At 65.2% G+C, this 20950-nt stretch carries 28 protein-coding genes; 15 read left to right on the top strand and 13 right to left on the bottom strand.

What is annotated here, in order from left to right:
- The first annotated feature begins 3 nt into the window (after positions 1-3).
- The 3 genes from ACQPYR_RS13035 to ACQPYR_RS13045 all read left to right on the top strand — a co-directional run bounded on the left by ACQPYR_RS13035 (position 4) and on the right by ACQPYR_RS13045 (position 2653).
- Positions 4-786, top strand: coding sequence for an enoyl-CoA hydratase (locus ACQPYR_RS13035; RefSeq protein WP_433631654.1), 783 nt, complete (start codon positions 4-6; stop codon positions 784-786).
- Positions 787-981: 195 nt separating this feature from the next.
- A complete protein-coding gene (locus ACQPYR_RS13040) occupies positions 982-2337 on the top strand; it encodes a cytochrome P450 (protein ID WP_433631657.1) in 1356 nt (451 codons plus the stop codon).
- Between the two features lie 91 nt (positions 2338-2428).
- On the top strand, positions 2429-2653 hold the full coding sequence (locus tag ACQPYR_RS13045) for a hypothetical protein (RefSeq protein WP_433631659.1): 225 nt from the start codon (positions 2429-2431) through the stop codon (positions 2651-2653).
- Positions 2654-2804: 151 nt separating this feature from the next.
- On the opposite strand, the gene ACQPYR_RS13050 is transcribed toward ACQPYR_RS13045, so the two are convergent.
- The 4 genes from ACQPYR_RS13050 to ACQPYR_RS13065 are packed head-to-tail and all read right to left on the bottom strand — an operon-like array spanning position 2805 to position 4425.
- The gene (locus tag ACQPYR_RS13050) at positions 2805-3584 is read right to left on the bottom strand and encodes a polysaccharide lyase family 7 protein (protein WP_433631662.1); all 780 of its coding nucleotides are present in this window, start codon (positions 3582-3584) and stop codon (positions 2805-2807) included.
- Complete coding sequence (locus tag ACQPYR_RS13055; RefSeq protein WP_433631664.1) at positions 3581-3757, bottom strand: hypothetical protein; 177 nt, start codon at positions 3755-3757, stop codon at positions 3581-3583. Before ACQPYR_RS13055 ends, ACQPYR_RS13050 begins: the two co-directional genes overlap by 4 nt.
- Positions 3758-3799: 42 nt before the next feature.
- Entirely contained in the window at positions 3800-4138 is a 339-nt protein-coding gene (locus ACQPYR_RS13060; RefSeq protein WP_433631667.1) for a hypothetical protein, read from the bottom strand.
- Positions 4135-4425, bottom strand: coding sequence for a hypothetical protein (locus tag ACQPYR_RS13065; protein ID WP_433631669.1), 291 nt, complete (start codon positions 4423-4425; stop codon positions 4135-4137). Before ACQPYR_RS13065 ends, ACQPYR_RS13060 begins: the two co-directional genes overlap by 4 nt.
- 214 nt (positions 4426-4639) lie before the next feature.
- Between ACQPYR_RS13065 and ACQPYR_RS13070 the strand changes: the two genes are divergently transcribed.
- The 3 genes from ACQPYR_RS13070 to ACQPYR_RS13080 are packed head-to-tail and all read left to right on the top strand — an operon-like array spanning position 4640 to position 6322.
- Positions 4640-4978, top strand: a complete 339-nt coding sequence (locus ACQPYR_RS13070) for a hypothetical protein (RefSeq protein WP_433631672.1) — start codon at positions 4640-4642, stop codon at positions 4976-4978.
- Between the two features lie 43 nt (positions 4979-5021).
- Positions 5022-5480, top strand: coding sequence for a DUF6879 family protein (locus ACQPYR_RS13075; protein ID WP_433635116.1), 459 nt, complete (start codon positions 5022-5024; stop codon positions 5478-5480).
- Positions 5477-6322, top strand: coding sequence for a helix-turn-helix domain-containing protein (locus ACQPYR_RS13080; protein WP_433631674.1), 846 nt, complete (start codon positions 5477-5479; stop codon positions 6320-6322). The genes ACQPYR_RS13075 and ACQPYR_RS13080 overlap by 4 nt, the downstream gene beginning before the upstream one ends.
- Before the next feature lie 10 nt (positions 6323-6332).
- Here the strand turns inward: ACQPYR_RS13080 and ACQPYR_RS13085 are convergent, their stop codons facing one another.
- The 9 genes from ACQPYR_RS13085 to ACQPYR_RS13125 form a co-directional block, all read right to left on the bottom strand.
- Complete coding sequence (locus tag ACQPYR_RS13085; RefSeq protein ID WP_433631677.1) at positions 6333-6629, bottom strand: hypothetical protein; 297 nt, start codon at positions 6627-6629, stop codon at positions 6333-6335.
- Between the two features lie 30 nt (positions 6630-6659).
- Positions 6660-7394, bottom strand: a complete 735-nt coding sequence (locus ACQPYR_RS13090; RefSeq protein WP_433635117.1) for an acyl-CoA dehydrogenase family protein — start codon at positions 7392-7394, stop codon at positions 6660-6662.
- A 66-nt stretch (positions 7395-7460) separates the two neighbouring features.
- Positions 7461-8549, bottom strand: a complete 1089-nt coding sequence (locus ACQPYR_RS13095; protein ID WP_433635118.1) for an acyl-CoA dehydrogenase family protein — start codon at positions 8547-8549, stop codon at positions 7461-7463.
- A 2-nt stretch (positions 8550-8551) separates the two neighbouring features.
- The gene (locus tag ACQPYR_RS13100) at positions 8552-8968 is read right to left on the bottom strand and encodes a nuclear transport factor 2 family protein (protein ID WP_040700292.1); all 417 of its coding nucleotides are present in this window, start codon (positions 8966-8968) and stop codon (positions 8552-8554) included.
- Positions 8955-10172 carry an amidohydrolase family protein gene (locus tag ACQPYR_RS13105; protein WP_433631681.1) on the bottom strand — a complete coding sequence of 406 codons (1218 nt, stop codon included), beginning with the start codon at positions 10170-10172 and terminating at the stop codon, positions 8955-8957. The genes ACQPYR_RS13100 and ACQPYR_RS13105 overlap by 14 nt, the downstream gene beginning before the upstream one ends.
- A gap of 3 nt (positions 10173-10175) precedes the next feature.
- Positions 10176-10517 (bottom strand): hypothetical protein, encoded by a 342-nt coding sequence (locus ACQPYR_RS13110; RefSeq protein WP_433631683.1) that lies wholly within the window; start codon positions 10515-10517, stop codon positions 10176-10178.
- Positions 10501-11769 (bottom strand): aromatic ring-hydroxylating oxygenase subunit alpha, encoded by a 1269-nt coding sequence (locus ACQPYR_RS13115; RefSeq protein ID WP_433631685.1) that lies wholly within the window; start codon positions 11767-11769, stop codon positions 10501-10503. Before ACQPYR_RS13115 ends, ACQPYR_RS13110 begins: the two co-directional genes overlap by 17 nt.
- A 5-nt stretch (positions 11770-11774) precedes the next feature.
- Positions 11775-12305 (bottom strand): carboxymuconolactone decarboxylase family protein, encoded by a 531-nt coding sequence (locus ACQPYR_RS13120; protein ID WP_433631687.1) that lies wholly within the window; start codon positions 12303-12305, stop codon positions 11775-11777.
- A 71-nt stretch (positions 12306-12376) separates the two neighbouring features.
- Entirely contained in the window at positions 12377-12847 is a 471-nt protein-coding gene (locus ACQPYR_RS13125; protein ID WP_433631689.1) for a pyridoxamine 5'-phosphate oxidase family protein, read from the bottom strand.
- A gap of 139 nt (positions 12848-12986) precedes the next feature.
- On the opposite strand from ACQPYR_RS13125, the gene ACQPYR_RS13130 reads away from it, so the two are divergent.
- From ACQPYR_RS13130 to ACQPYR_RS13170, 9 genes are all read left to right on the top strand, one after another.
- On the top strand, positions 12987-13295 hold the full coding sequence (locus ACQPYR_RS13130; protein ID WP_433631692.1) for a hypothetical protein: 309 nt from the start codon (positions 12987-12989) through the stop codon (positions 13293-13295).
- A 40-nt stretch (positions 13296-13335) separates the two neighbouring features.
- Complete coding sequence (locus ACQPYR_RS13135; protein ID WP_433631695.1) at positions 13336-14502, top strand: acyl-CoA dehydrogenase family protein; 1167 nt, start codon at positions 13336-13338, stop codon at positions 14500-14502.
- Between the two features lie 20 nt (positions 14503-14522).
- Positions 14523-15290, top strand: coding sequence for an SDR family NAD(P)-dependent oxidoreductase (locus ACQPYR_RS13140; protein WP_433631698.1), 768 nt, complete (start codon positions 14523-14525; stop codon positions 15288-15290).
- Positions 15290-16525 carry a CaiB/BaiF CoA transferase family protein gene (locus tag ACQPYR_RS13145; protein ID WP_433631701.1) on the top strand — a complete coding sequence of 412 codons (1236 nt, stop codon included), beginning with the start codon at positions 15290-15292 and terminating at the stop codon, positions 16523-16525. The genes ACQPYR_RS13140 and ACQPYR_RS13145 overlap by 1 nt, the downstream gene beginning before the upstream one ends.
- Positions 16519-17352: an enoyl-CoA hydratase/isomerase family protein gene (locus tag ACQPYR_RS13150; RefSeq protein ID WP_433631704.1), complete on the top strand. Its 834-nt coding sequence runs from the start codon at positions 16519-16521 to the stop codon at positions 17350-17352. The genes ACQPYR_RS13145 and ACQPYR_RS13150 overlap by 7 nt, the downstream gene beginning before the upstream one ends.
- Complete coding sequence (locus ACQPYR_RS13155) at positions 17345-18490, top strand: thiolase family protein (RefSeq protein ID WP_433631707.1); 1146 nt, start codon at positions 17345-17347, stop codon at positions 18488-18490. The genes ACQPYR_RS13150 and ACQPYR_RS13155 overlap by 8 nt, the downstream gene beginning before the upstream one ends.
- 10 nt (positions 18491-18500) lie before the next feature.
- Complete coding sequence (locus tag ACQPYR_RS13160; protein ID WP_433631710.1) at positions 18501-19649, top strand: acyl-CoA dehydrogenase family protein; 1149 nt, start codon at positions 18501-18503, stop codon at positions 19647-19649.
- Between the two features lie 93 nt (positions 19650-19742).
- On the top strand, positions 19743-20363 hold the full coding sequence (locus tag ACQPYR_RS13165) for a TetR/AcrR family transcriptional regulator (RefSeq protein ID WP_433631713.1): 621 nt from the start codon (positions 19743-19745) through the stop codon (positions 20361-20363).
- Positions 20364-20404: 41 nt separating this feature from the next.
- Complete coding sequence (locus ACQPYR_RS13170; protein ID WP_433631715.1) at positions 20405-20866, top strand: hypothetical protein; 462 nt, start codon at positions 20405-20407, stop codon at positions 20864-20866.
- Positions 20867-20950 lie beyond the last annotated feature (84 nt).

Genomic DNA, 20950 nt, shown 5'->3' on the forward strand with positions numbered 1-20950 from the left:
GCAATGCATATTCTGTACGCCGTCGCCGATAAGATTGCGACCATCACCCTGAATCGTCCCGAGGTCGCGAACGCCCAGAACGGTGCATTACTGGACGAACTCGATGCGGCCTGGGCTCGGGCGGCGGCCGACGACGACGTATCGGTGATCGTCCTGCGGGCCGAAGGCAAGCATTTCTCCTCCGGTCATGATCTGCGCTCGGGCGGGCCGCTACCGGACAAGATCACCCTGGACATGATCTACAACGTCGAATCGCGCCGCTATCTGGAGTATTCGCTGCGCTGGCGGAATGTGCCGAAACCATCCATCGCCGCAGTACAGGGGCGCTGCATTTCCGGTGGCCTGCTGCTGTGTTGGCCGTGCGATCTGATCGTCGCCGCCGAGGACGCGCTCTTCTCCGATCCGGTCGTGCTGATGGGCATCGGCGGCGTCGAATATCACGGGCACACTTGGGAATTGGGTCCCCGCAAGGCCAAGGAGATCCTGTTCACGGGACGCCCGGTCACCGCGCGCGAGGCCGAACAGGTCGGCATGGTGAACAAGGTGGTGCCTCGTGCCGAGTTGGATGCGCAGACCACCGAGCTTGCCACACTGATCGCCAAGATGCCGCCGTTCGGGTTGCGTCAGGCCAAGCGTGCGGTGAATCAAACGCTGGACATACAGGGCTTCTACGCCGCCATCCAATCGGTCTTCGATGTGCACCAGACCGGGCACGGCAATGCGCTCAGCCATGCCGGGCTGCCGATTCTGGCGCATCTGGACGAGATGAAGCAAAAGATGCAGTAGTCGACCGCGGCGCGTGCACGCGACGGCGACGCTGGAGCTGATTCTGGTTGTGGCGCAACGGTTACGACAGCGCCACCTTCGTGTGCGATGAGAACGCCAGCGGCTTTGCCAGCTGGAACCTGTTGCGGGAGTTGGCCTCCAGTCACAACCACTGAAAATCAGCCGGATCCCGAAAGATCGGTTCTACTTATTGTCATGTCTTCCACCTCCACAGTCAGCGGCCTGCCCCCGATGGTCGCCGGTCGCCTCCGCAATACCAAACGTTTTGTCGTCGACCCGATCTCGTTCCTCTCCGACTCCATGACCCACCACGGCGACGTCTTTCGGTTCCAACTGATCAACGGGAGCATGGTCGGGATCACCCATCCCCACCACATCAAGTACGTCTTGCAGGAACGCATGGCGAACTTCACCCGCGAGACCCAGATGTACGACATCATCGAGCCGTTCGTGGGGCGAGGGCTGGCGACCATCGCCGACCACAACCGGTGGAGACGCAACCGGCGCCTCGTCCAACCGGCCTTCCACCACAAGAAGATCAGTGCGCTGAGCGAGATCATGGTGGCCGAGATCGACTCCATGTGTGACGAATGGGCCGAACACGCCCGCGCCGGACGGACGGTCGATATCGGTGAGCAGATGAGCCACCTCACGCTGCGGATCGTGGTGCGGGCGCTGTTCGGATTGGATCCCAACGGCCCGGAGGTCACCGGCTTCGCCCGCGCGACGCAGAAGGTGAACGCCGAGTTGGGGAAGTTCGTGCGAATGCCCTTGGTTCCCTTGAAGTTTCCGACGGCCAGCCATCGCCGTTTCTGGCGCGGGATCGCCGAAATGGATGCCATCGTCTACAAGGTGATCGACGACTTGCGCGACTCCGGCAGCGGGGGGCTGCTGTCTATGCTCATCAACTCCACGGACGCCGATACCAACGAGAAACTCACGGACCTGGAACTGCGTGACGAGGTCGTCACCATGCTCTTCGCCGGTCACGAGACCAGCTCCTCGGCATTGACGTCGGCCATACTGCTGTTGCAACTGCATCCGGAGGTGCGCCAGCGGCTGCGCGATGACGTTGACACCGTCTTGACCGGCAGGCATGCCACCCTGGCCGACCTGCCCACGCTGCCCTACAGCAAGCAGGTACTCGAGGAGGTGTTGCGGCTCAAACCGCCGGCATGGATGGGGCAGCGGCGCGCCGCCGAGGACGATGAGGTCGGGGGCTACCACATCCCGGCAGGCACGCCGCTGATGTACAGCTTCTACCACGCGCACCGAAACCCCGAGTGTTGGGACCGGCCCGACACCTTCGACCCGGAGCGCTTCGCCGCCGACGCGGTCGCCGGCCGTGACCGGCACTTGTGGCTGCCCTTCGGCGCGGGCGGACACCTCTGCATCGGCAACGCATTCGCGATGATGGAGATGCAGCTGGCGCTCTCGACCATAGTCAGCCGGTTCGAGCTGACCATCGACAACCCGAACCTCACACCGATCTCCGCGCTGACCCTCAACACCAAGTTCCCGGCTATCGCGACGGTGACCGAACGGCAATAGCCTTGTGAACAGTTGGTTGGAAGCAACCGAATCACCAAGCAGGAAAAGGGTTACACGGCAGGCGGAGAAAGGATCACGGCTGTTCGACGTCATGGGTTTCGGGCGGCCACCGGGTGATTCCAACGCGGCTCGCGCGGAGCATCTGGCCGCGAGTTTCGGCCCGTCACTGCGATTGGTCGGCGACGCACTCGGCTGCCCGCTGGATTCGATCGAGGCACACGGTTCCGTGGCGACGGCGCGTGCGACCACCCGCATCGCGGCGGGCACGATCGAGCAGGGAACGGACTTACCTCACATCGTGACGACGCTCGCCTGAGTACATCGCTTCCGTGCTCGGCTGAGCTGTCGGCCCCACGCGGATATCTGTGGCCGTAGCGACTAACTCGCGCTGGGCGACGGTCATGCCCGCACATTGCGCCTTTCCGGGCGACGGTCGTGTCGGCACCCTGATTCGCCGCCGCGTGCGGCTAATTTGCCGACAGGGCCGTGAAGATCACTCGACCGCCGTCGTCAGGTCCGGTCGATGTGCTGGCCTGCTGGTAATCGCCTGCCTGGAAACGTCCCTCTGTGCCCACGAATGCCGTGGGAACGGTGACGGTTTCGGTCTTGGTGATGCCGTTGTAGGTGACGCTGATATCCACGGTGTGGCCGATGTTCGCGCAGATGGTGTAGGAGAAAGGCGAATTCAGCGCGATACCCGAAATAATCTGCTGCCGACCAGCTTTCGTGGAGCCGTCGACCGAGGTACGCCAGGTGGTGAAGACTCGGCCGGACTCGTAGCGCAGCAGCAGATAGGGCACAGGACCCGGTTCGTGGATCTGACCGATGACGATATCCGGTGTAGCGATGGGCAATTGGGTGACGGCCACGGTGGCAGCCAGAGTGTGTCCAGCGCCGCCGATGGTGAAGGGCGAGGCGTTCACGAGTTCGGTGCGCGGATGCCCGGAATGTGCGGTCTCGGCGCCGGCTGCCGGTGCCCAGAACTCCAGCCCGCCGGTGGAGGTGCGGGTCAGCCACGGGGCATCGACAGCGGCCGGGTGCAGGACCGCCGCGGTGCCGGACAACTCGCCGGCGGAATTCACCGGCAGCGTCAAATCCCAGCCGGACAGCGATACGTCACCCCCGACGTCCTGGCGCGTGGACGCCGCGGATACCAGGTGCGCGGAATCTGTGGATACCGGATGCGAGCAGGCCACCACGGGCGCAGTCGCGAGTACAACAGTCATCAGAGAGGTGGTGAACTTCATCTGTCCTCCTCGAAGACCGGCGCCGAGTCGCTGGGGTTCTCGAAGTTGCGTAGCTCGATCAAACCACCGTAGTGATCGCGCACGCCGTGAGGGCGGCTCTGGTGATCTTCACTTGTTCCCTCCATGTCGTTGTTGTTGCCGTCCGGGCCTGGATCCTCTACTCGTGCCACCATGTTGGGTCAACTCCCTTCCGGCGTCGTTGCTGTGGAGCTGGTCTATGTGCCGTCCACATCGACGAACCGGAACGGCGCGTGTGGCGCGTATGTCGCCTGGGGTGAGATGGTGTTGATCTCGCAGACTCGGACGAGATCATCCGGCACTGCGCCGCCGAGGTACTCGAGGTCGGGGGTGATCACCGCGTCCACATCCATGCGCTGGACCACGTTCAGCAACCGACTCAGCGGGTCGTCGGTATGTGCGCTGAACGTCACGGTTTTGGCGAGGTTGTAGCCGTACCGCTTTGCGAGACTGCGAATCTGGATTTCATCCCAAGTCTGTGAGATTCCGGATACGTCGGTGCGCAGGTATCCGATCGCGGTTGGTTTCGCCCTCACTGACCTGCCCCGTTCGTGCTCGTGGTGGCAGCGCCGTTGCGTGGCAGGAATTCTCGGTATGGCCGTGCGTTGATCAGTGACCGCCCGCGGTCGGTGATCCGCCATCCAACCGGCACTGTGCGTGAACCATGGGCGAGACCGGAATCGGCGAGCCCCTGTAGCGCTGCACGCGTAGCGGCGTCGGCGCGACCAGCGTGGCCGCACAGTTCGCGCACGGTCAGCGATTGCGCGGCCTCCAGAATCGCCAGTGCGGCCAGCGCTTTGGCCTGTGGTTCAGTGAGCGCCATCTCACCCTCCGTCGTCGATGGTGAGGCAGCTCGGGGCCAGGACGACTGACACCGGCTCCGAGCGCCCATATCGGACGATAAGAATCCGGCCACCACGTCGGCACGAGTTTGCAAAAACTTGGAAAAATTCGCGATTGGTGAATCGATTTCTTGCACACGGTGGATGATTGGAACGTGCGGAACCTCCGCGCGTTTCACAACTAAGGGGGCCGACATGCGGCTGACATTCCTTGGCAAGGGCGGGTCCGGAGATCGCGACTGCCCGACCCTGTATGCCACCGACCAGGACAGTTTCCTTGTCCAGGGATGGCGGACCGACCAGGCTGGCACCATCGAAATCCCGCACCTGCTACCAGGATTCGCCGATCCGGATACGTTCATCGGTGCGACGATGACCGATACCGGGCGCGGCACCTTCTGCCTGTCGGGGCGTCCCGTCACCGACGATGAAACACTCGGTCGGCTCACTCTGGCTGTCGATGAGACCGCGATCGAGGTGCCGAAGCTAGAGAGGACGTTCTACGGTGCTGCTAGTCCACGGACCCGCCGCTGATGACCTGTTCCGCGAGTGTCGGCACCAGGCGTTTCACCTCGAGGTGCGCGACTCCTACTCGGTGGCCTCGGAATCGGAAGGCCTGAGACGGTTCCTTGCGGGCGAGCTTGACCCGACCGACTACGGCCAACGGCCGTGGGCGCAATTCATGCGGGAGACAGTGGGCCGGGGCGTCACAGTGCGTAGGGTGCGTGTCGTGACCGTTCCGCACTCCGACTATCAACGGTGGTTGCTGTCGATCACGGTGAGCAATGTCGCCGCTGGCGAAGATATCCGGTATGTCCCGCGCCACCATGCCGGGGACGTTCCGTCGGATGACTGGTGGCTATTCGACGACGAGCTCGTCGCGTTCAATCTTGTCGACCAGGACGGGCGGCCCGTGGGGATGGCCGTTACTTCCGACCTGGAGATTGTCGACCGGTGCCGGGGTGTGCGAGACCGGCTATGGGCGCTGGCAACGCCGTACGCCGACTATCTCGACTCCGTCGACACTCTCAGGTGACGAACGCCGCCCAAGATGCTCGGGACGCCCTCGGCCAACGATTGCGCGAGATCCGGCGTAGGGCAGGGCTTTCCGGGCGTCAGCTCGCCGCGCTGGCAGGCTGGCACGAATCGAAGATATCCAAGCTCGAATACGGCAAGCTGCGCGCCTCTGATGCCGACGTTCGCGCCTACTGCGCCCATGCGGGTGCCGAGGATGAACTCGCGGACCTGCTCGCCACCCTGCACAACATCGACGCCGCCTACATGGAAATGCGGCGCCTGCTCAGCACTGGGACCGGCCGCGGCCAAGATGAACTGGTCAAGCTGGCCGAGAGGACCCAGCTGACGCGTATCTATCAGAACGTCCTGATCCCAGGAATTTTGCAGACTCCCGAGTATGCGCGAGCGATCCTCGAACGGTCTATCGCGCGGCACCGACTCCCGGACGATATCGACGCAGGCATTGCCAAGCGCATGGAACGTCAGCAATTCCTTTACCACGGCGACCGCCGGTTTCACGTCCTGTTGGCCGAGCAGACGCTACTGACCACCGTCGGCGACGATTCGGTGATGATCGGCCAGTTCGATCGCCTGCTCGTCGCCGCCGGCCTCCCGCGTGTCACGTTCGGCATCGTCCCGGCCACCGCCGAGATTCCTCAGCAGACAACCAATTTCGTGATGTTCGACGACCGCATGACCACCGTGGAAACCATCACAGCCGAGCTGACCATCACCCAGCCACGCGAGATCGCGACCTATGGGCGCACGTTCGATATGCTCGCCGAATTGTCCGTCACCGGTGACATCGCCCGCGCGTTGATCCTTGCCGCAGTCGATCGCAGACGAATGGCTTCTCAGTAGCGCGGCACTATCACGGCCGCGTGTCGGATACGACGGTAATCACCGACGTAACCTGGTCCAGTTCGCGCGGTATCGCACCGCCGAAATGGGTCAGGCCGGGGGCGATCACCGCGTCCGCGTTCATCTTCCGGGCCAGGGCGACCAGTTGTGCCACCGGGTTGTCGGTCTTGGCGCTGAAGGCGACGGTTTTGGTGAGGTTGTAGCCGAGACGCCCGGCTAGGCTCCGGATCTGGGTTTCGTCCCATCCCTGCCGTATTCCGGATACATCGCTGCGGAGATAGCCGATCGCGGTTGGAGCGAATTTCATGGCGGGCGCCTCGGAGTTTGCGGTTTGGATCTACAGGTGAACCAGGCGCGGTGCCGCGCCCGCGGTGCGGATACGGGTGCCGGCCTCGCGGGTGAGTTCCCGTGTGCTGCCGAGCAATCCGTCCAGGATCAGGACGCGGCGGATATGCCGCTGTAGGTCATGTTCGGCGGTGAAGCCGATACCGCCGAGTGTCTGCTGACAATGTCGAGCCGCGGTCAGTGCCGCGCGTCCGGCGGCGGCCTTGGCCAGCAGCGCGCCGAAATCGTCGTCGGCCGCCGTCAGGGTGGCCTCGGCGCCTTCGATGGCGACCAGCGTCTCGGCGAGGCGGTGCCGGATCGCCTGGAACGACGCCACGGGACGGCCGAATTGCTTGCGGTCCAAGGCATGTCGGCGGGCCAGCGACAGCATGGCGCGGCTGCTGCCGAGCAGCCAGCAGGCCAGCGCATGACGACCGGCCGCCACCCCGACAGCGGTTCCGGTCGCTACCGGGTGCAGGGGAAGTTCCTCGTCCACCGTGGTGCCGGGCCGATCGGCACGTTCCCAGACGACCCACGACCCGCCCGCGAACGGCAGCGGATGCGTGGCGCCGAGCGACGTACCGGCGGCGTGGGCGATGACATCGTTGAGCAGTGGCGCGTGCGCCCCGGTCTCGCCGAGCAGGCGGAACACCAGAGGTATTGCCACCTCGGGCATTTCGGTGAGCAGGTCGGGCCAACCGAGGTCGGTCAGCGCCTGATCGAGTTGCTGACCCGATGTCGCCGTCATCGTCTTGCGTAGCGTGTCGGTGAGCAGTTCGAGCTCGGCGGTATCGGTGTCGATGCTGGTCACGGCTTACTCCTTGCCCAGGTCGAGCAGACGGCGCGCGATGATATTGCGCTGGATCTCGGCCGTGCCGCCGTAGATGGTGGCCGCGCGCGAATAGAGGAATTCGGTGCGCAATTCCGGATCGGTCAGCTCCACCGAGCCGGGCAGCACGTCGCGCATGGTGTCGAACAGTTGCTGTTCGGCACCGGCCAGTAGCACCTTGTCGATCGAGGTTTCCGGTCCGAGGTGCTCGCCGTCCGCCAACCGCTGCTGGGTCAGCCGGGAGCGGCAGCGCAACGTATGCAACGCCAGATACGCGGCACCGAGGTCGGCGTCGTCGGCCACCGTTGCCGCGGTCGCCAAGCGGTCGAGCCGGGTGAACAGATAGGCGCCGCGGTGCCAGAAGCAGGTGGAGCGCTCGTGCGGGAGCAGATCCATCGCGACCCGCCAGCCATCGCCGGGCCGCCCGAGCATGCGGTCACCGGGTATCACGACATCGTCGAAATACACCTCGGCGAATTCGTCGACGCCGTGCATGGTGCGCAGCGGGCGCACCGTGATGCCGGGGGAGTCCATATCGAGGAAGAACGCGGTGATCCCGTCGTGTCCGGGGCCCGTGCGGGTCAGCACGACGCAGCGCGCCGAGTACTGGGCCAGACTGGTCCACACCTTCTGGCCGTTGACCACCCAATCATCGCCGCGGGCAACGGCTTTCGTCGTCAACGAGGCGAGATCGCTGCCCGAACCCGGCTCCGAGAAACCCTGGCACCACTGCTCGCGGCCCGAGAGCAGCAACGGCACCATTTCCGCCGCCAGCTCCGGGCGGGCATACGAAATCATCGTGGGCGCAAGCACTTCGACCATCGAATAGAGTCCCGGCTCGGCCAGGTCGCGGGTGGCGACCTCCTCACCGAGAATCGCGCGGAGCATGGCGGGCCCGCCGAGACCGCCGATCTCGGCGGGCCAGCCGTAGCGCATCCAGTCCGCGTCATAGAGGCCCCGACGCACGCGGGCCAACTGCGCGACCTGACCGTCCAGCGAATGATCCGGTCCGGGGGACAGATCGTGCTCGTCCAGCCACGCCCGCACACCGGACCGGAATTCGGACACGTCCATGGTCATCCGCGGGTGTTCTCGAAGGCGTGTGGGATGCCCGAATCGTGTACGCCGCTGCGGCGGATGAAGGTCATCCGGCGCGTCTTCAGCCGCCATCCCGCTTCGGTTCGCACGATGCTGTCGGTGTAGTAGCCGATACGCATATCGTGGGTGCTGTGGTCGATGAAGCACAGCGGCTGGGTCCCCGCCGCGGTGTCACCGTCGATATCGAGAACCGGTGTGCCCGTGAGGAACAGCCCCTTCGGCGCGGCCGCGACCAGCTCCGGGAACAGGTCGAGGGTATAGGTGTCGCCGAATGCGCTGTAGGTGCCGTCGGGGGTGAATACGGCGAGCAGGCCATCGATATCGCCCTTGGTGATCGTCACCGCGTAGCGGGCCAGCAGCTGCTGGATCTCCAGCAGATCATCATTTCTGGACATGGACCTTGCCGCCTTTCATGACGAACCGCACGTTCTGGGTGACGGTGATGTCGCGCACCGGATCTCCCGGCACGGCGATGATGTCGGCCAGCTGCCCCTCGGCCAGTCGGCCGCGGTCGGTGACACCGATCAGTTCGGCCCCGCGCACGGTGGCCGCCCGCAGGACGTCGATCGGACTCATGCCGCGTTCGACCAGTGCCACCAATTCATCGGCATTGCGGCCGTGCGGGATCGCCGGCGCGTCCGTGCCGACCGCGATCTTCACTCCGGCGTCGTAGGCGGCCTTGACCGAGGTGCGGGCCTTCGGGAACATCTCGGCGGCCTTGGCCTGCAGTGCCGGATCCGCCTTCGACACATCCATCGCATCGGCGAGCCGGGTGGTCGGCACCAACCAGGTGCCTGCCGCGAGCATCATCTCGATGGCTTCGTCGTCGATGAGGAAGCCGTGCTCGATGCAGTCGATTCCGGCGTCGACGGCATGTTTGACCGCCTCCGCCCCGTGCGTGTGGGCGGCGACCTTGAGCCCGCGCCGATGCGCCTCGTCGACGATCGCGCGCAGCTCCTCGTCCGAATAGTGTTGCGCCCCAGGTGCTCCGGTGAGCGACATGACGCCACCGGAGACGCAGATCTTGATCAGCTGCGCGCCGTGCTTGATCTGGTACCGCACCGCCTTGCGCACCTCGTCGACGCCATTGGCGATGCCCTCCTCGAGGGTCAGCTTCAGCACGTCGGGCGCGAAGGCGGAGAACATGGTCGGATCCAGGTGGCCACCGGTGGGTGTGATCGCGTGTCCGGCCGGGACGATCCGCGGACCCTCGATCCAGCCCGCGTCGATCGCCTTGCCGAGCGCCACATCCAGCAGATAGCCGCCGGTCTTCACGAACAGTCCGAGGTTGCGCACGGTGGTGAAACCGGCCCGTAGCGTGCGGCGGGCGTTGCCCACCGCACGCAGCATGCGCAGTGCCGGATCGTCTTTCACACTGGAGGCCAGGCCGGTCTCGCCGCGCCCGCCCATGAGGAGGTTGACCTCCATATCCATCAGGCCGGGCAGCAGCACCACATCACCGAGATCGATGACCTCGTCGGCGTCGTCCGCGGTCGCGCCGACGCCGATGATCCGATCGCCGTCGATGCGAACGATGCCGGGTCGGATTATCTCGCCGGTGTCGATATCGAGTAGACCGGCCGCCTTCAGTGTCAGCATGGGCTAGACCACCGGCTCCTTGATCACGTCGAGGTAGGCGGCACCGGAGTCGGGCACCCGCGGCTGCTTCCACACCTCGATCGGGAACGACACCATCACCAGCGACTGCAGCAGGTGGAACAGGTGCCGGGCGTCATCGGGCAGTTCGGACCACTCGAACTTGTCGCAGTAGTCCAGCGCCGCCTGCAGGCGCGGGAAGGTGGTGTCGTACAGGTCCTGCATCTCCTCCATCGAGGAGGCGAGCCGCTTGGCGTAACGCTCGGGTTCGGTGGCCAGGATCCAGTCCGAAAACCGCTCCAGGTCGGCGAATTCGGCGGGCAGCGCCTTCTCAGTTGTTTCGGGCATCGCGGTACTCCTTCACGATCTTCTGAACGGTGAGGTGCAGGTGGCGCAGCAGCACCTCCTGGTCGTTGAGCGGGAATTCGGTGATCACACCGGTCTCGAGCATGGTCTGGGTCGCCTCGAGGGTGTTGGCGTCCTGCAGCGCGTATTCCTTGAAAGTGACCGCCGCCAGCTCCTTGCCGAGACGTTCACGCGCGGTCTTCGACGGCACGAAGTACAGATTCGCCTCGAAGATGTGCTTGTTCACCGCGGTCGGCCAGTAGTGGTAGGTCAGGTACCAACCCGGCGCCCAGATGAGGATGCCGAAGTTGGGGAAGACCTCGAATTCGTCGATGCCCCAGGCCTTGTGGCCTGCGGGGTTGACACCGGACGGCAGCGGATCCAGGCCCTCGATATCGGGACGGTCCCACGGACCGAACAGGCCGCTGCGCAGCTCCCGCTCGATCGGCTTGACCATATTGATGTCCTTGGGCGGGGCCATACCGCCCCACGAGGACACCATCGAATGCGGGGTCCAGCACTCGTAGTGCAGTGCCTCGAAGCCGACATTGAGCAGCTTGTCGGCCTCGTCCTTGACCGCCTGCTTCATATGCAGCACCGGCGCGTGGTAGAACTCGGCGAAGGCATCGATGAACAGCTTCCAGTTGCTGCCGATCTCGGCCTTGTAGCTGTAGACCTCGGTCATCTCGTGGAAGGGGTAGCCCTCCAGGCCTTTTGCCCATGCGCCGAGGTATTCCTCCAGCGGCTGCGCGTTGTCGTCGAGGTTGATGAAGATGAAGCCTTCCCACACCTCGCAACGCACGGCCTTGAGCCCGAACTTGCTCTTGTCGAGGTCGAAGAATTCCTTCTCCTGCTGCACGAAGGTGGCCTCGCCCTCGAGGCTGTAGCGCCAGGCGTGGTATTTGCAGGTGAACTGCCTGCAGCTACCGGCGGTCTCCTCGCCCGGGAAGTCGTCCCAGACCAGTTTGTTGCCGCGGTGCCTGCAGATGTTGTAGTAGGCCCGCACCTGCTGATCGTGGTCCTTGACGATGATCATCGATGCGTTGACGCAGGCCAGCTCCCTGGTGAAATAGCTGCCGACACGGGGCAACCGCTCCACCCGGCCGACATTGAGCCAGCTCTTCTTGAAGATGGCTTCCTGCTCGTCCTTGTAGAACTGGGGATCGGTCGAGTCGGTGAAGTCGACCGTTTCGGTGCCGAGCTCGGGATAGTTCTCCGTCCAGCTGCCCGCCGTCGGTTTGGTGAAGTGTGGCAAGGGATTTACCTTTCAGGGTCGGGCTGTACGCCGAAGGTGTTGAGCGCGATGGCCAGCAGGATGTAGCCGCCGACCGTGAAAACCAGGTCCATGCGCTGCTTTTCATCGAGTCGTTCGGCAAGTGCCGCCCAGGTCTGGTCGGACAGTTCGGATTTGTCGTCGAGTTCGTCGACGGCGGTGAGGACGAGGCGGTCGAAGTCGTCGGCGGCCTCCCCGCGGGTGACGGCCTCGATCTCGTCGAGGGTCAGTCCGGCATCCTGGCCGAACTGCAGATGATGGGCCCACTCGTAGGCACAGCCGCGCCGGTGGGCGACCCGCAGGATCGTCAACTCGCGCACCCGGGGCGGCAGTGTGGACCGGAACAGCAGATAGACGCTGAATCCGAGATAGGCCTCGGTCAGGTCCGGGTGCCGGGCCAGCGGTCCCATGGCGGGGCCTGCCCCTTCCGCGTTGCGGATCGCGCGCGGCAGTAGCCCCTTGAAGGCGTGGCGGGTCCGGTCGTCCCATTCGTCCGCGGGCAACGGCGGCAGACGCATTCCTGTCCTCCTTTCGTGAGAATTAGATTCTCCAAAACTGAACACTAGATTTCCATGGACGGATGCGATAGTCAACGTCGGCGTTGTAACCGGGCGAAATCCCAGCTGACGACGTGTTCCGGCGTCAGACGCAGCCAGCCGTGGCGACCGTCGTAGCGAAACGGCTGCCCGCCCATGTACTTGTCGGCGAACAGCCGCTCCGGTTCGGTGAGTTCCTCGACCGGTGTGCCGGTGCGCGGCGTTTCGCCGACCACTTCGACGCGTCCGCGCAGTTCGACGCCGCGCAGCTGCAGGAAGTCGGTCCCGCCGTCGTCGACGATCGCGCTGATTCGTGGATCGCGGGTGATATCGGTCCACCGCTGGCTGCGCACCAGCGAGTTGAGCCACAGGGCGGTGCCGTCCCAGGCGAACCACAGTGGGCTCGTATGTGGGTGTCCGCCGGGGCCGAGGGTGGCGACCCGGCAGATCGGCTGGCTCTGCAGGAAGGCGTCTCGTTCGGCGGCGGTCATCGCGATCGCCCGTGCTCGTCGCTGCTCAGTCATGCTCATCTTCCGATCAGATGTTGATTCTCCAAAGAAGAGAATATAGTTTTCTAATAGCGAGAGCGCGACGAAATGCGTGTTCCGTCGGTCCTTCGATGCGATCGCTTCGGGGATCGCCTGAGCGGAAAGGAGATTCACCATGACGGCGCCGATTCGTCCAGGTGAACAGTTCGCCAGCACCGTATGCGGCACGCGGGTGGTGGTGGTCCGGGCGCCCGCCGACGCTCGGCCCGAAATCGCGTGCGGTGGCGCGCCCATGGTGCCCGCGGCGTCGGCCCCGCCCGCGAAATCGGCTGGGGCGGATGCGGTCACGCTGATCGGGAAGCGCTATGTCGACGCGGCGGAAACCGTCGAGTTGCTGTGCACCAGTTCCGGTACCGGCGAGCTGACCTGCGATGGGGCCGCGATGACCTTGAAGGCCGCCAAAGCGCTGCCTGCCTCCGACTGAAAGGGGTTGCCCCGTGCGCGACGACACGAACGTCGGAGGCATGAGTTTCGAACTCACCGAGGATCAGCAACTGATCCGCAGCACGGTCGCCGAACTCTGCCGCAAGTTCGACGACCAGTACTGGATGGAAAAGGACCAGGCGCACGAATTCCCGACGGAGTTCTACAACGCCATCGCCGAGGGCGGCTGGCTGGGCATCACGATCCCGGAGGAATACGGCGGGCACGGGTTGGGCATCACCGAGGCCACACTGCTGGCCGAGGAGGTGTCACGATCGGGCGGCGGTATGAACGCCGCGAGCTCGATTCATATGTCGATCTTCGGCATGCATCCGGTGATCGTGCACGGGTCCGCCGCGTTGAAACAGCGGACGCTGCCGCGCATCGCCAGCGGTGATCTGCACGTCTGCTTCGGCGTCACCGAACCCGGTGCGGGCCTGGACACAACCCACATCACCACCTTCGCGCGCCGCGATGGCGACCACTATGTCGTCAACGGACGCAAGGTATGGATTTCCAAGGCGATGGAGTCGGAGAAGATCCTGCTGCTGACCCGCACCCAGCGCTACGACGAGGTCACCAAGAAGACCGACGGCATGACGCTGTTCCTCACCGACCTCGATCGCGCGCACGTCGATATCCGGCCGATCACGAAGATGGGCCGCAATGCCGTCACCTCCAACGAGGTGTTCATCGACGGACTGCGTATTCCCGTCGAGGATCGAGTGGGGGAGGAGGGCAAGGGATTCAGCTATCTGCTCGACGGCCTGAATCCCGAGCGCATGCTGATCGCCGCCGAGGCACTCGGGCTGGGACGGGTCGCACTCGACCGCGCCACGAAATATGCCAAGGAGCGCGTGGTATTCGGCAGGCCGATCGGCATGAACCAGGGCATCCAATTCCCACTGGCCGATTCACTGGCTCACCTGGATGCCGCGGAATTGGTGCTGCGCAAGGCGACCTGGCTCTACGACAACGGGAAATCGTGCGGACGCGAGGCGAATACCGCCAAATATCTGTGCGCCGACGCGGGATTCACCGCGGCAGACCGGGCGCTGCAGACCCACGGCGGTATGGGTTACGCCGAGGAATACAACGTATCCCGCTATTTCCGGGAGTCCCGCGTCATGCGGATCGCCCCGATCAGCCAGGAAATGATTCTGAACTACCTGGGCTCCCACACGCTGGGCCTACCCAGAAGCTATTAGCAGAGGCAGGAAATTACCGAATGGCAGCCAAGAACGGACTTTTCGAGCTGACCGGGCGGGCCGCAATGGTCACCGGCGCGGCAGGCGGCATCGGCTCCGCGGTGGCACAGGCCCTGGCCGCGCAGGGCGCGGCGGTACTGGTCACCGACGTCGATGCGGAGGCCGCCGCGGCCGTCGCCGAGAAGATCATCGGAAACGGTGGTAGCGCGGCGAGTTTTGCCCTCGACGTGTCCGACCGGGCGGCCGCCGACGCCGCCGCGGCCAAGGCGGCCGAATTGGCCGGCGGCACACTGCATATCGTGGTGAACAACGCCGGGGTCACCGATCCGCACATGTTCGCCGATACCGATGTCGACTCGATGCGGCGCCTGTTCGAGATCCACACGCTGGGCACCTTCAACTGCTCGCAGGCGGCCTTGCCGTACCTGCCGACCGATGGCACCGGGCGCATCATCAACGTCACCTCGTCGGCCGGGCTGGTCGGCACGCTGGGGCAGGTCAACTACTCCGCGGCCAAGGCGGCCATCATCGGCATCACCAAATCCCTTGCTCGCGAATTGGCGCGCAAGAACATCCTGGTGAACGCGCTGGCGCCGCTGGCGGCCACGCCGATGACCGAGACCATTCGCACCGGCGACAAGTTCGCGGCGCAGATGCTGAACCGAATTCCGTTGCGGCGCTGGGCCGATCCCGCTGAGGTGGCCGGCGCGTTCGTCTTCCTCGCCTCCGATGCCGCCTCGTTCGTCACCGGGCAGGTGCTGCCGGTGGACGGCGGCATGGTGATGTGATGCCGGATACGGCGCAGGGACCATTGGCGGGTATCACGGTCGTCGCCCTGGAACAGGCGGTGTCGGCGCCGATGTGCACCCGCACACTCGCCGATTTCGGCGCCCGCGTGATCAAGATCGAAAATCCGGACGGCGGCGACTTCGCCCGGTACTACGACGATGTCGTCGAGGGGCAGGCGGCGCACTTCGTCTGGGTCAACCGCGGCAAGGAATCGGTGACCCTCGACCTGAAAACGCCTGCGGGCGTGGCGATCCTGCATCGCCTGCTGGATCGGGCCGAGGTACTGGTATCGAATCTTGCGCCCGGTGCGGCCGACCGGCTCGGTCTCGCACCGGCGGACCTGGCCGAGCGGCACCCGGATCTGATCGCGGTATCGATCGACGGATTCGGCTCGGGTGGGCCGCTGTCGCACAAGCGCGCCTACGACCTGCTGGTGCAGGCCGAATCGGGGGTGTGCGCGGTCACCGGATATCCGGATGCCCCGGCGAAACCGGGCCCACCGATGGCCGATGTCATCACGGGCCAGTATGCGGCGCTGTCGATTCTGGCCTCGCTGTGCGGACGACAGCGCCGGGGATCGGATGCGGGCGCGACGATCGCGGTCAGCCTGTTCGACACCATGGCCGATGTGATGGGCTATCACCTCACCTATGCCAGGCACTCCGGAATCGATATGCAACCGCTGGGCATGAGCTCGGCGGCGGTCGCGCCCTACGGCGCCTACCGCACCGCGGACGGACAGACCGTGGTGCTCGGCACCACCAATGATCGGGAGTGGCAGCGGCTGGCCCGCGACATCATCGACCGCCCCGACCTGGCCGACGACGAGGGCCTGCGCACCAATCCGGAACGCTGTAAGCGGCGCGACATTCTCGACGAGGCCATCGGATCCTGGTGCGCCCGACACGATCTCGCACGGATTCAAGAACTCGCCGACGCCGCCGGGATCGGCAACTCGCGCTACAACCTGCCCAGCGAGGTCATCGCCCACCCGCAGCTGTCGGCCCGCGATCGGTGGCGCAACATCGACACCCCGTCCGGCCCGATTCCGTCGCTGCTGCCACCGGCCATTGTCGACGGTTTCGATCCGCCCATGGGCGCGGTTCCCGGTCTCGGCGAGCACACCGACGCGGTGCTGGCCGAAATCGGCTGCGGCGGTGAGGATATCGCCGAACTCCGCGAGGCAGGTGCAATCGGTGCGGCATATCGGCAGCCGGCGGAGCGGGCATGCTGAGGTCGCTGCTGACCGAGGATCGTGACGGCGTACGAACCTTGACCCTGAATCGGCCTGATCGCAAGAACGCGATCGATGCCGAGCTGTGGCAGGCGCTGGCGGATGCGCTGCGGGCCGCCGCGGCCGATCGCACCGTGCGAGCGCTGGTGCTCACCGGGGCCGGTGGCGCTTTCTGTTCCGGCGCCGACATATCGGTGCCCGATAACGGGCATCCGGTCTATCGCATGCGGGCATTGACCGATGTGGCGCTGCTGCTGCACGAGCTGCCGATGCCGACGGTCGCGAAGGTCAGCGGCGTTGCCGTCGGCGCCGGATGGAATCTGGCGCTGGGCTGCGATCTGGTGGTCGCCACGCCCGAATCCCGTTTCTCGCAGATCTTCGCCCGCCGCGGCCTTTCGCTGGATCTGGGCGGCTCGTGGCTGCTACCGAAACTGGTCGGGCTGCAACAGGCCAAGCGGTTGGCATTGCTGGGCGAAATGATCGACGCCGAACAGGCGCGGGAACTGAACCTGGTGACCTGGGTGGCTCCCGAGGACGAAATCGACTCCTACGTCACCGATCTCGCCGCGCGGCTGGCGGCGGGCCCGCCGGTGGCGCTGGCACAAACCAAGGCACTGCTCAACACGGGTGCCGATCACACCCTGCGCGAAGCGCTCGCCGGGGAGGCCGCCGCGCAGGGCCTCAATTTCGCCACCTCGGACGCCCCGGAGGCATTCGCGGCCTTCGCCGAGAAACGAGAACCGCAGTTCGACGGTCGCTGGACCGTGCACAGACCACCGGTCCGCGGCGCGGGCCGGTCCGAAAACGGGAGTACAGCAGATGCGTGAGGTAGTCATCGCCGGAGCGGTGCGGACCGCGATCGGCAAACGCAATGGCGGACTGTCGGGTACGCATCCCGCCGATCTGTCGGCGATCGTGCTCAATGCGCTGGCGGGCCGCACCGGCATCGACCCGGCGGTCATCGACGACGTCATCTGGGGCTGTGTCTCCCAGGTCGGCGACCAGTCCAGCAATATCGGGCGCTACGCGGTGCTCGCCGCGGGCTGGCCGGAAACCATTCCGGGCACCACGGTGAACCGGGCCTGCGGATCCAGCCAGCAGGCGCTGGATTTCGCCGCGCAGGCGGTGGCGTCCGGTGCGCAGGAGGTCGTGGTCGCGGGCGGTGTCGAGGTGATGAGCCGGGTGCCGCTGGGCGCCGCGCGCGCCGACGGCATGCCCTACGGCCCGAAAGCTCTTGCCCGCTACGACAATTTCGCGTTCAACCAGGGCATCTCCGCCGAATTGATCGCGCAGAAATGGGGTTTCGACCGCGCCCGGCTCGATGAGTTCTCGGTGCTGTCGCACGAACGGGCCGCCGCCGCTCAGGACCGCGGCGCATTCGAGGAGCAGATCGTCGCCGTCGCAACCGATTCCGGGACGGTGAGCGCCGACGAGGGCATCCGGCCGGGCAGCACGGTCGAGAAACTGGCCGGGCTCAAACCCGCCTTCCAGGCCGATGGTGTTATCCATGCCGGTAATTCGTCGCAGATCTCCGACGGCGCCGCGGCGCTGTTGGTGACGACCGCGGAAAAGGCGCGCGAGTTGGGGCTGACGCCGCTGGTGCGGTATCGGGCCGGTGCGGTCACCGGCGCCGACCCGGTACTCATGCTGACCGGTCCGATTCCGGCCACCGAGCAGGTATTGCGCAAGGCCGGTATCGATCTGTCCGAGGTCGGCGTCTTCGAGGTGAACGAGGCATTCGCCCCGATCCCGTTGGCGTGGTTGGCCGAAACCGGTGCCGACCCGGACCTGCTCAATCCGCTGGGCGGCGCGATCGCCCTCGGCCACCCGCTCGGCGGTTCCGGCGCCGTGCTGATGACGCGGATGATCCACCACATGCGCGACAACGGAATTCGCTACGGCCTGCAGACAATGTGCGAGGGCGGCGGCACCGCCAACGCCACCGTCGTCGAACTCGTGCACTGAAGGAGCGAGCGTGCGCCGAGATATTTTCACCCCGGACCACGAGGCATTCCGGCAGCTGGCCCGCGAATTCATCGATAAGGAGGTGGTGCCGCACTACCCGGACTGGGAGCGGGCCGGTCAGATGCCGCGCGAAATCTTCGAGCGGATGGGCGAACTCGGCTTGCTCGGCACCGCGATCCCCGAGGAATACGGGGGCGGCGGCATGCGGGACTACCGGTTCAATGCCGTGCTGCAGGAGGAGGCCTACCGCGCGCTCGTCACGCTCAGTACCGTCCGCACCCAGATCGACGTGATCCTGCCCTATTTCTTGGAATACGCCGATGTCGAACAGCGCGAGCGCTGGTTTCCGGGTCTGGCCTGCGGCAAACTGCTGACCGCGATCGCCATGACCGAGCCGGGCACCGGCTCCGATCTGGCCGGTGTGCGCACCACCGCGGTTCGCGATGGCGAGGAGTACATCCTCAACGGCGCCAAGACCTTCATCACCGGTGGTCTACTCGCGGATCTGGTGATCGTGGTGGCCCGCACGTCATCCGATCCGGATAACCGGCGCGCGGGCCTGAGCCTGATCGTGGTGGAAAGCGGCCGAACCGGATTCACCAAGGGTCGGGTCCTGGACAAGCTGGGCTGCAAGGTGCAGGACACGGTGGAACTGGCATTCGACAATGTGCGCGTGCCGGTCACGAACCGGCTCGGCGCGGAGGGGCAGGCGTTCGCCTATCTCGGTCACAACCTCGCCCAGGAGCGAATAACGGTCGCCGTCGGATCGGTGGCGCAGGCCAGGTCCGCGATCACCGCCACCATCGAATATGTGCGGCAGCGCAAGGTTTTCGGCCAGCCGGTGGCGGCCTACCAGAACACGAAATTCGAGCTGGCCGCGCTGTCGACGGAGGTGGAGGCGGCCCAGACCATGGTCGATCGCGCGGTGCTGGAATTGGTCGAGGGGCAGCTCTCGGGCGCCGATGCCGCGCGGGTCAAGCTGTTCTGCACCGAGGTGCAGGCGCGGGTGGTCGATCGCTGCCTGCAACTGTTCGGCGGCTACGGCTACATGACGGAATATCCGATCGCCCGGCTCTACGCCGATGCGCGTGTCGCCCGCATCTATGCCGGTACCAGTGAGGTGATGAAAATGATCATAGCCAAATCTCTCGGCCTGTGATCCAGCGCAAAAATTGGGCCACCTGAGACCCTTGTCACAGTCTCGAAACCAACCTACTGTGTCTTAAGTAGGTTGATCGAACGAAGGAGTTCGGTGTCCGATCCCGAAGCCACTGCCCCTCGGCCATATGAGACGTTGCTCGCCAAAGGCGAGTACCGCAAGCTGCAGATTCTCGCCGTCGCGCAGCGACTGCTCACGCGCAACGGCTGGCGTAATACGACGCTGGCGCAGATCGCGCGGGAGGCCGGAGTCAGTACGGCCGGGGTGCTGCATCACTTCGAGTCCAAGGAACAGCTGCTGCATGCGGTAATCGAGGCGCGCGACACCGATGACGAACTCCATTCCGACCGCCGTCGCGATCTGATCGAGCAGCTCGAAAACGTCGTCGACCGATTCCGGCGTTCACCGGATCTGGTCGGCATGTTCACCGTGCTGCTCGTGGAGAATCTCGACCCGGACGCGCCGCTGCACGATCGCCTACTCGGTCGGTACCGAAACGCCGTCGCGACCGTCGCCGGCGGCATCCGCCGCGGCCAGCGCGCAGGCCGCTACCGCACCGATCTGGACCCTGCCGTCAAGGCTGTGGAGATAGTCGCCTTTCTCAACGGGATGGAAACCTCATGGCTGCTCGACCCCTCGATACCACTGAACCGGGTATTCACGGAGTACGTCCGCTCGCTCGAGCGCGAGCTCATGCCCGCAAGCACCCTCTGAGATATCGGCTGGCGGTCATCGCCCCCGATATCGCCGATGTGGTGCGGTACTCGGGAGGTTGGCTATTCGACCGGGCGATGGCCGGGTGGGAGGTGACGGTCTGCGTGGGCGACGTCGCCGATATCCGACCGCTGCGGATCCTCGGGGCAACCGTGCTCGATCTGGAGTCCTCGATGGCATCGCTATCGGATGCGGGTGTGTGGCCGAACGGAATGGCGATCGCCGCAGAGCTTTTCGAATCCGATCCGCGAGTCCGCCAGGGGGTCCTGAAGAATATCGAGGATCGGTCGTTCGAAGTGACGGTGTGGGGTGCTGCCTGTCCGAGTGAACTCGATTGCCGCACCGAGGGAGTGCAGCATCGGCTCAGCGTTGCGGCGCGAGCGTTCAAGGCACGGGCACTGGCGGCGCTGGGACAGCCCGTCGACCTGCTCGAGGATGTGGAGATGTTCCGCTGCAGTGAAACCCAGGATCACCTGGCGGCCGATCTGCTTCCCGTTGGGTGAGTGACCTTCTGAAATGTGTGGATCTGCCGGGTGGCTGCGCGGTGGCGTCCCGTGGAATCGCCAAGGGCGCCACACGGGACGACA

It is taken from the genome of Nocardia sp. CA-120079 (assembly GCF_050955745.1).
GTDB lineage: Bacteria > Actinomycetota > Actinomycetes > Mycobacteriales > Mycobacteriaceae > Nocardia.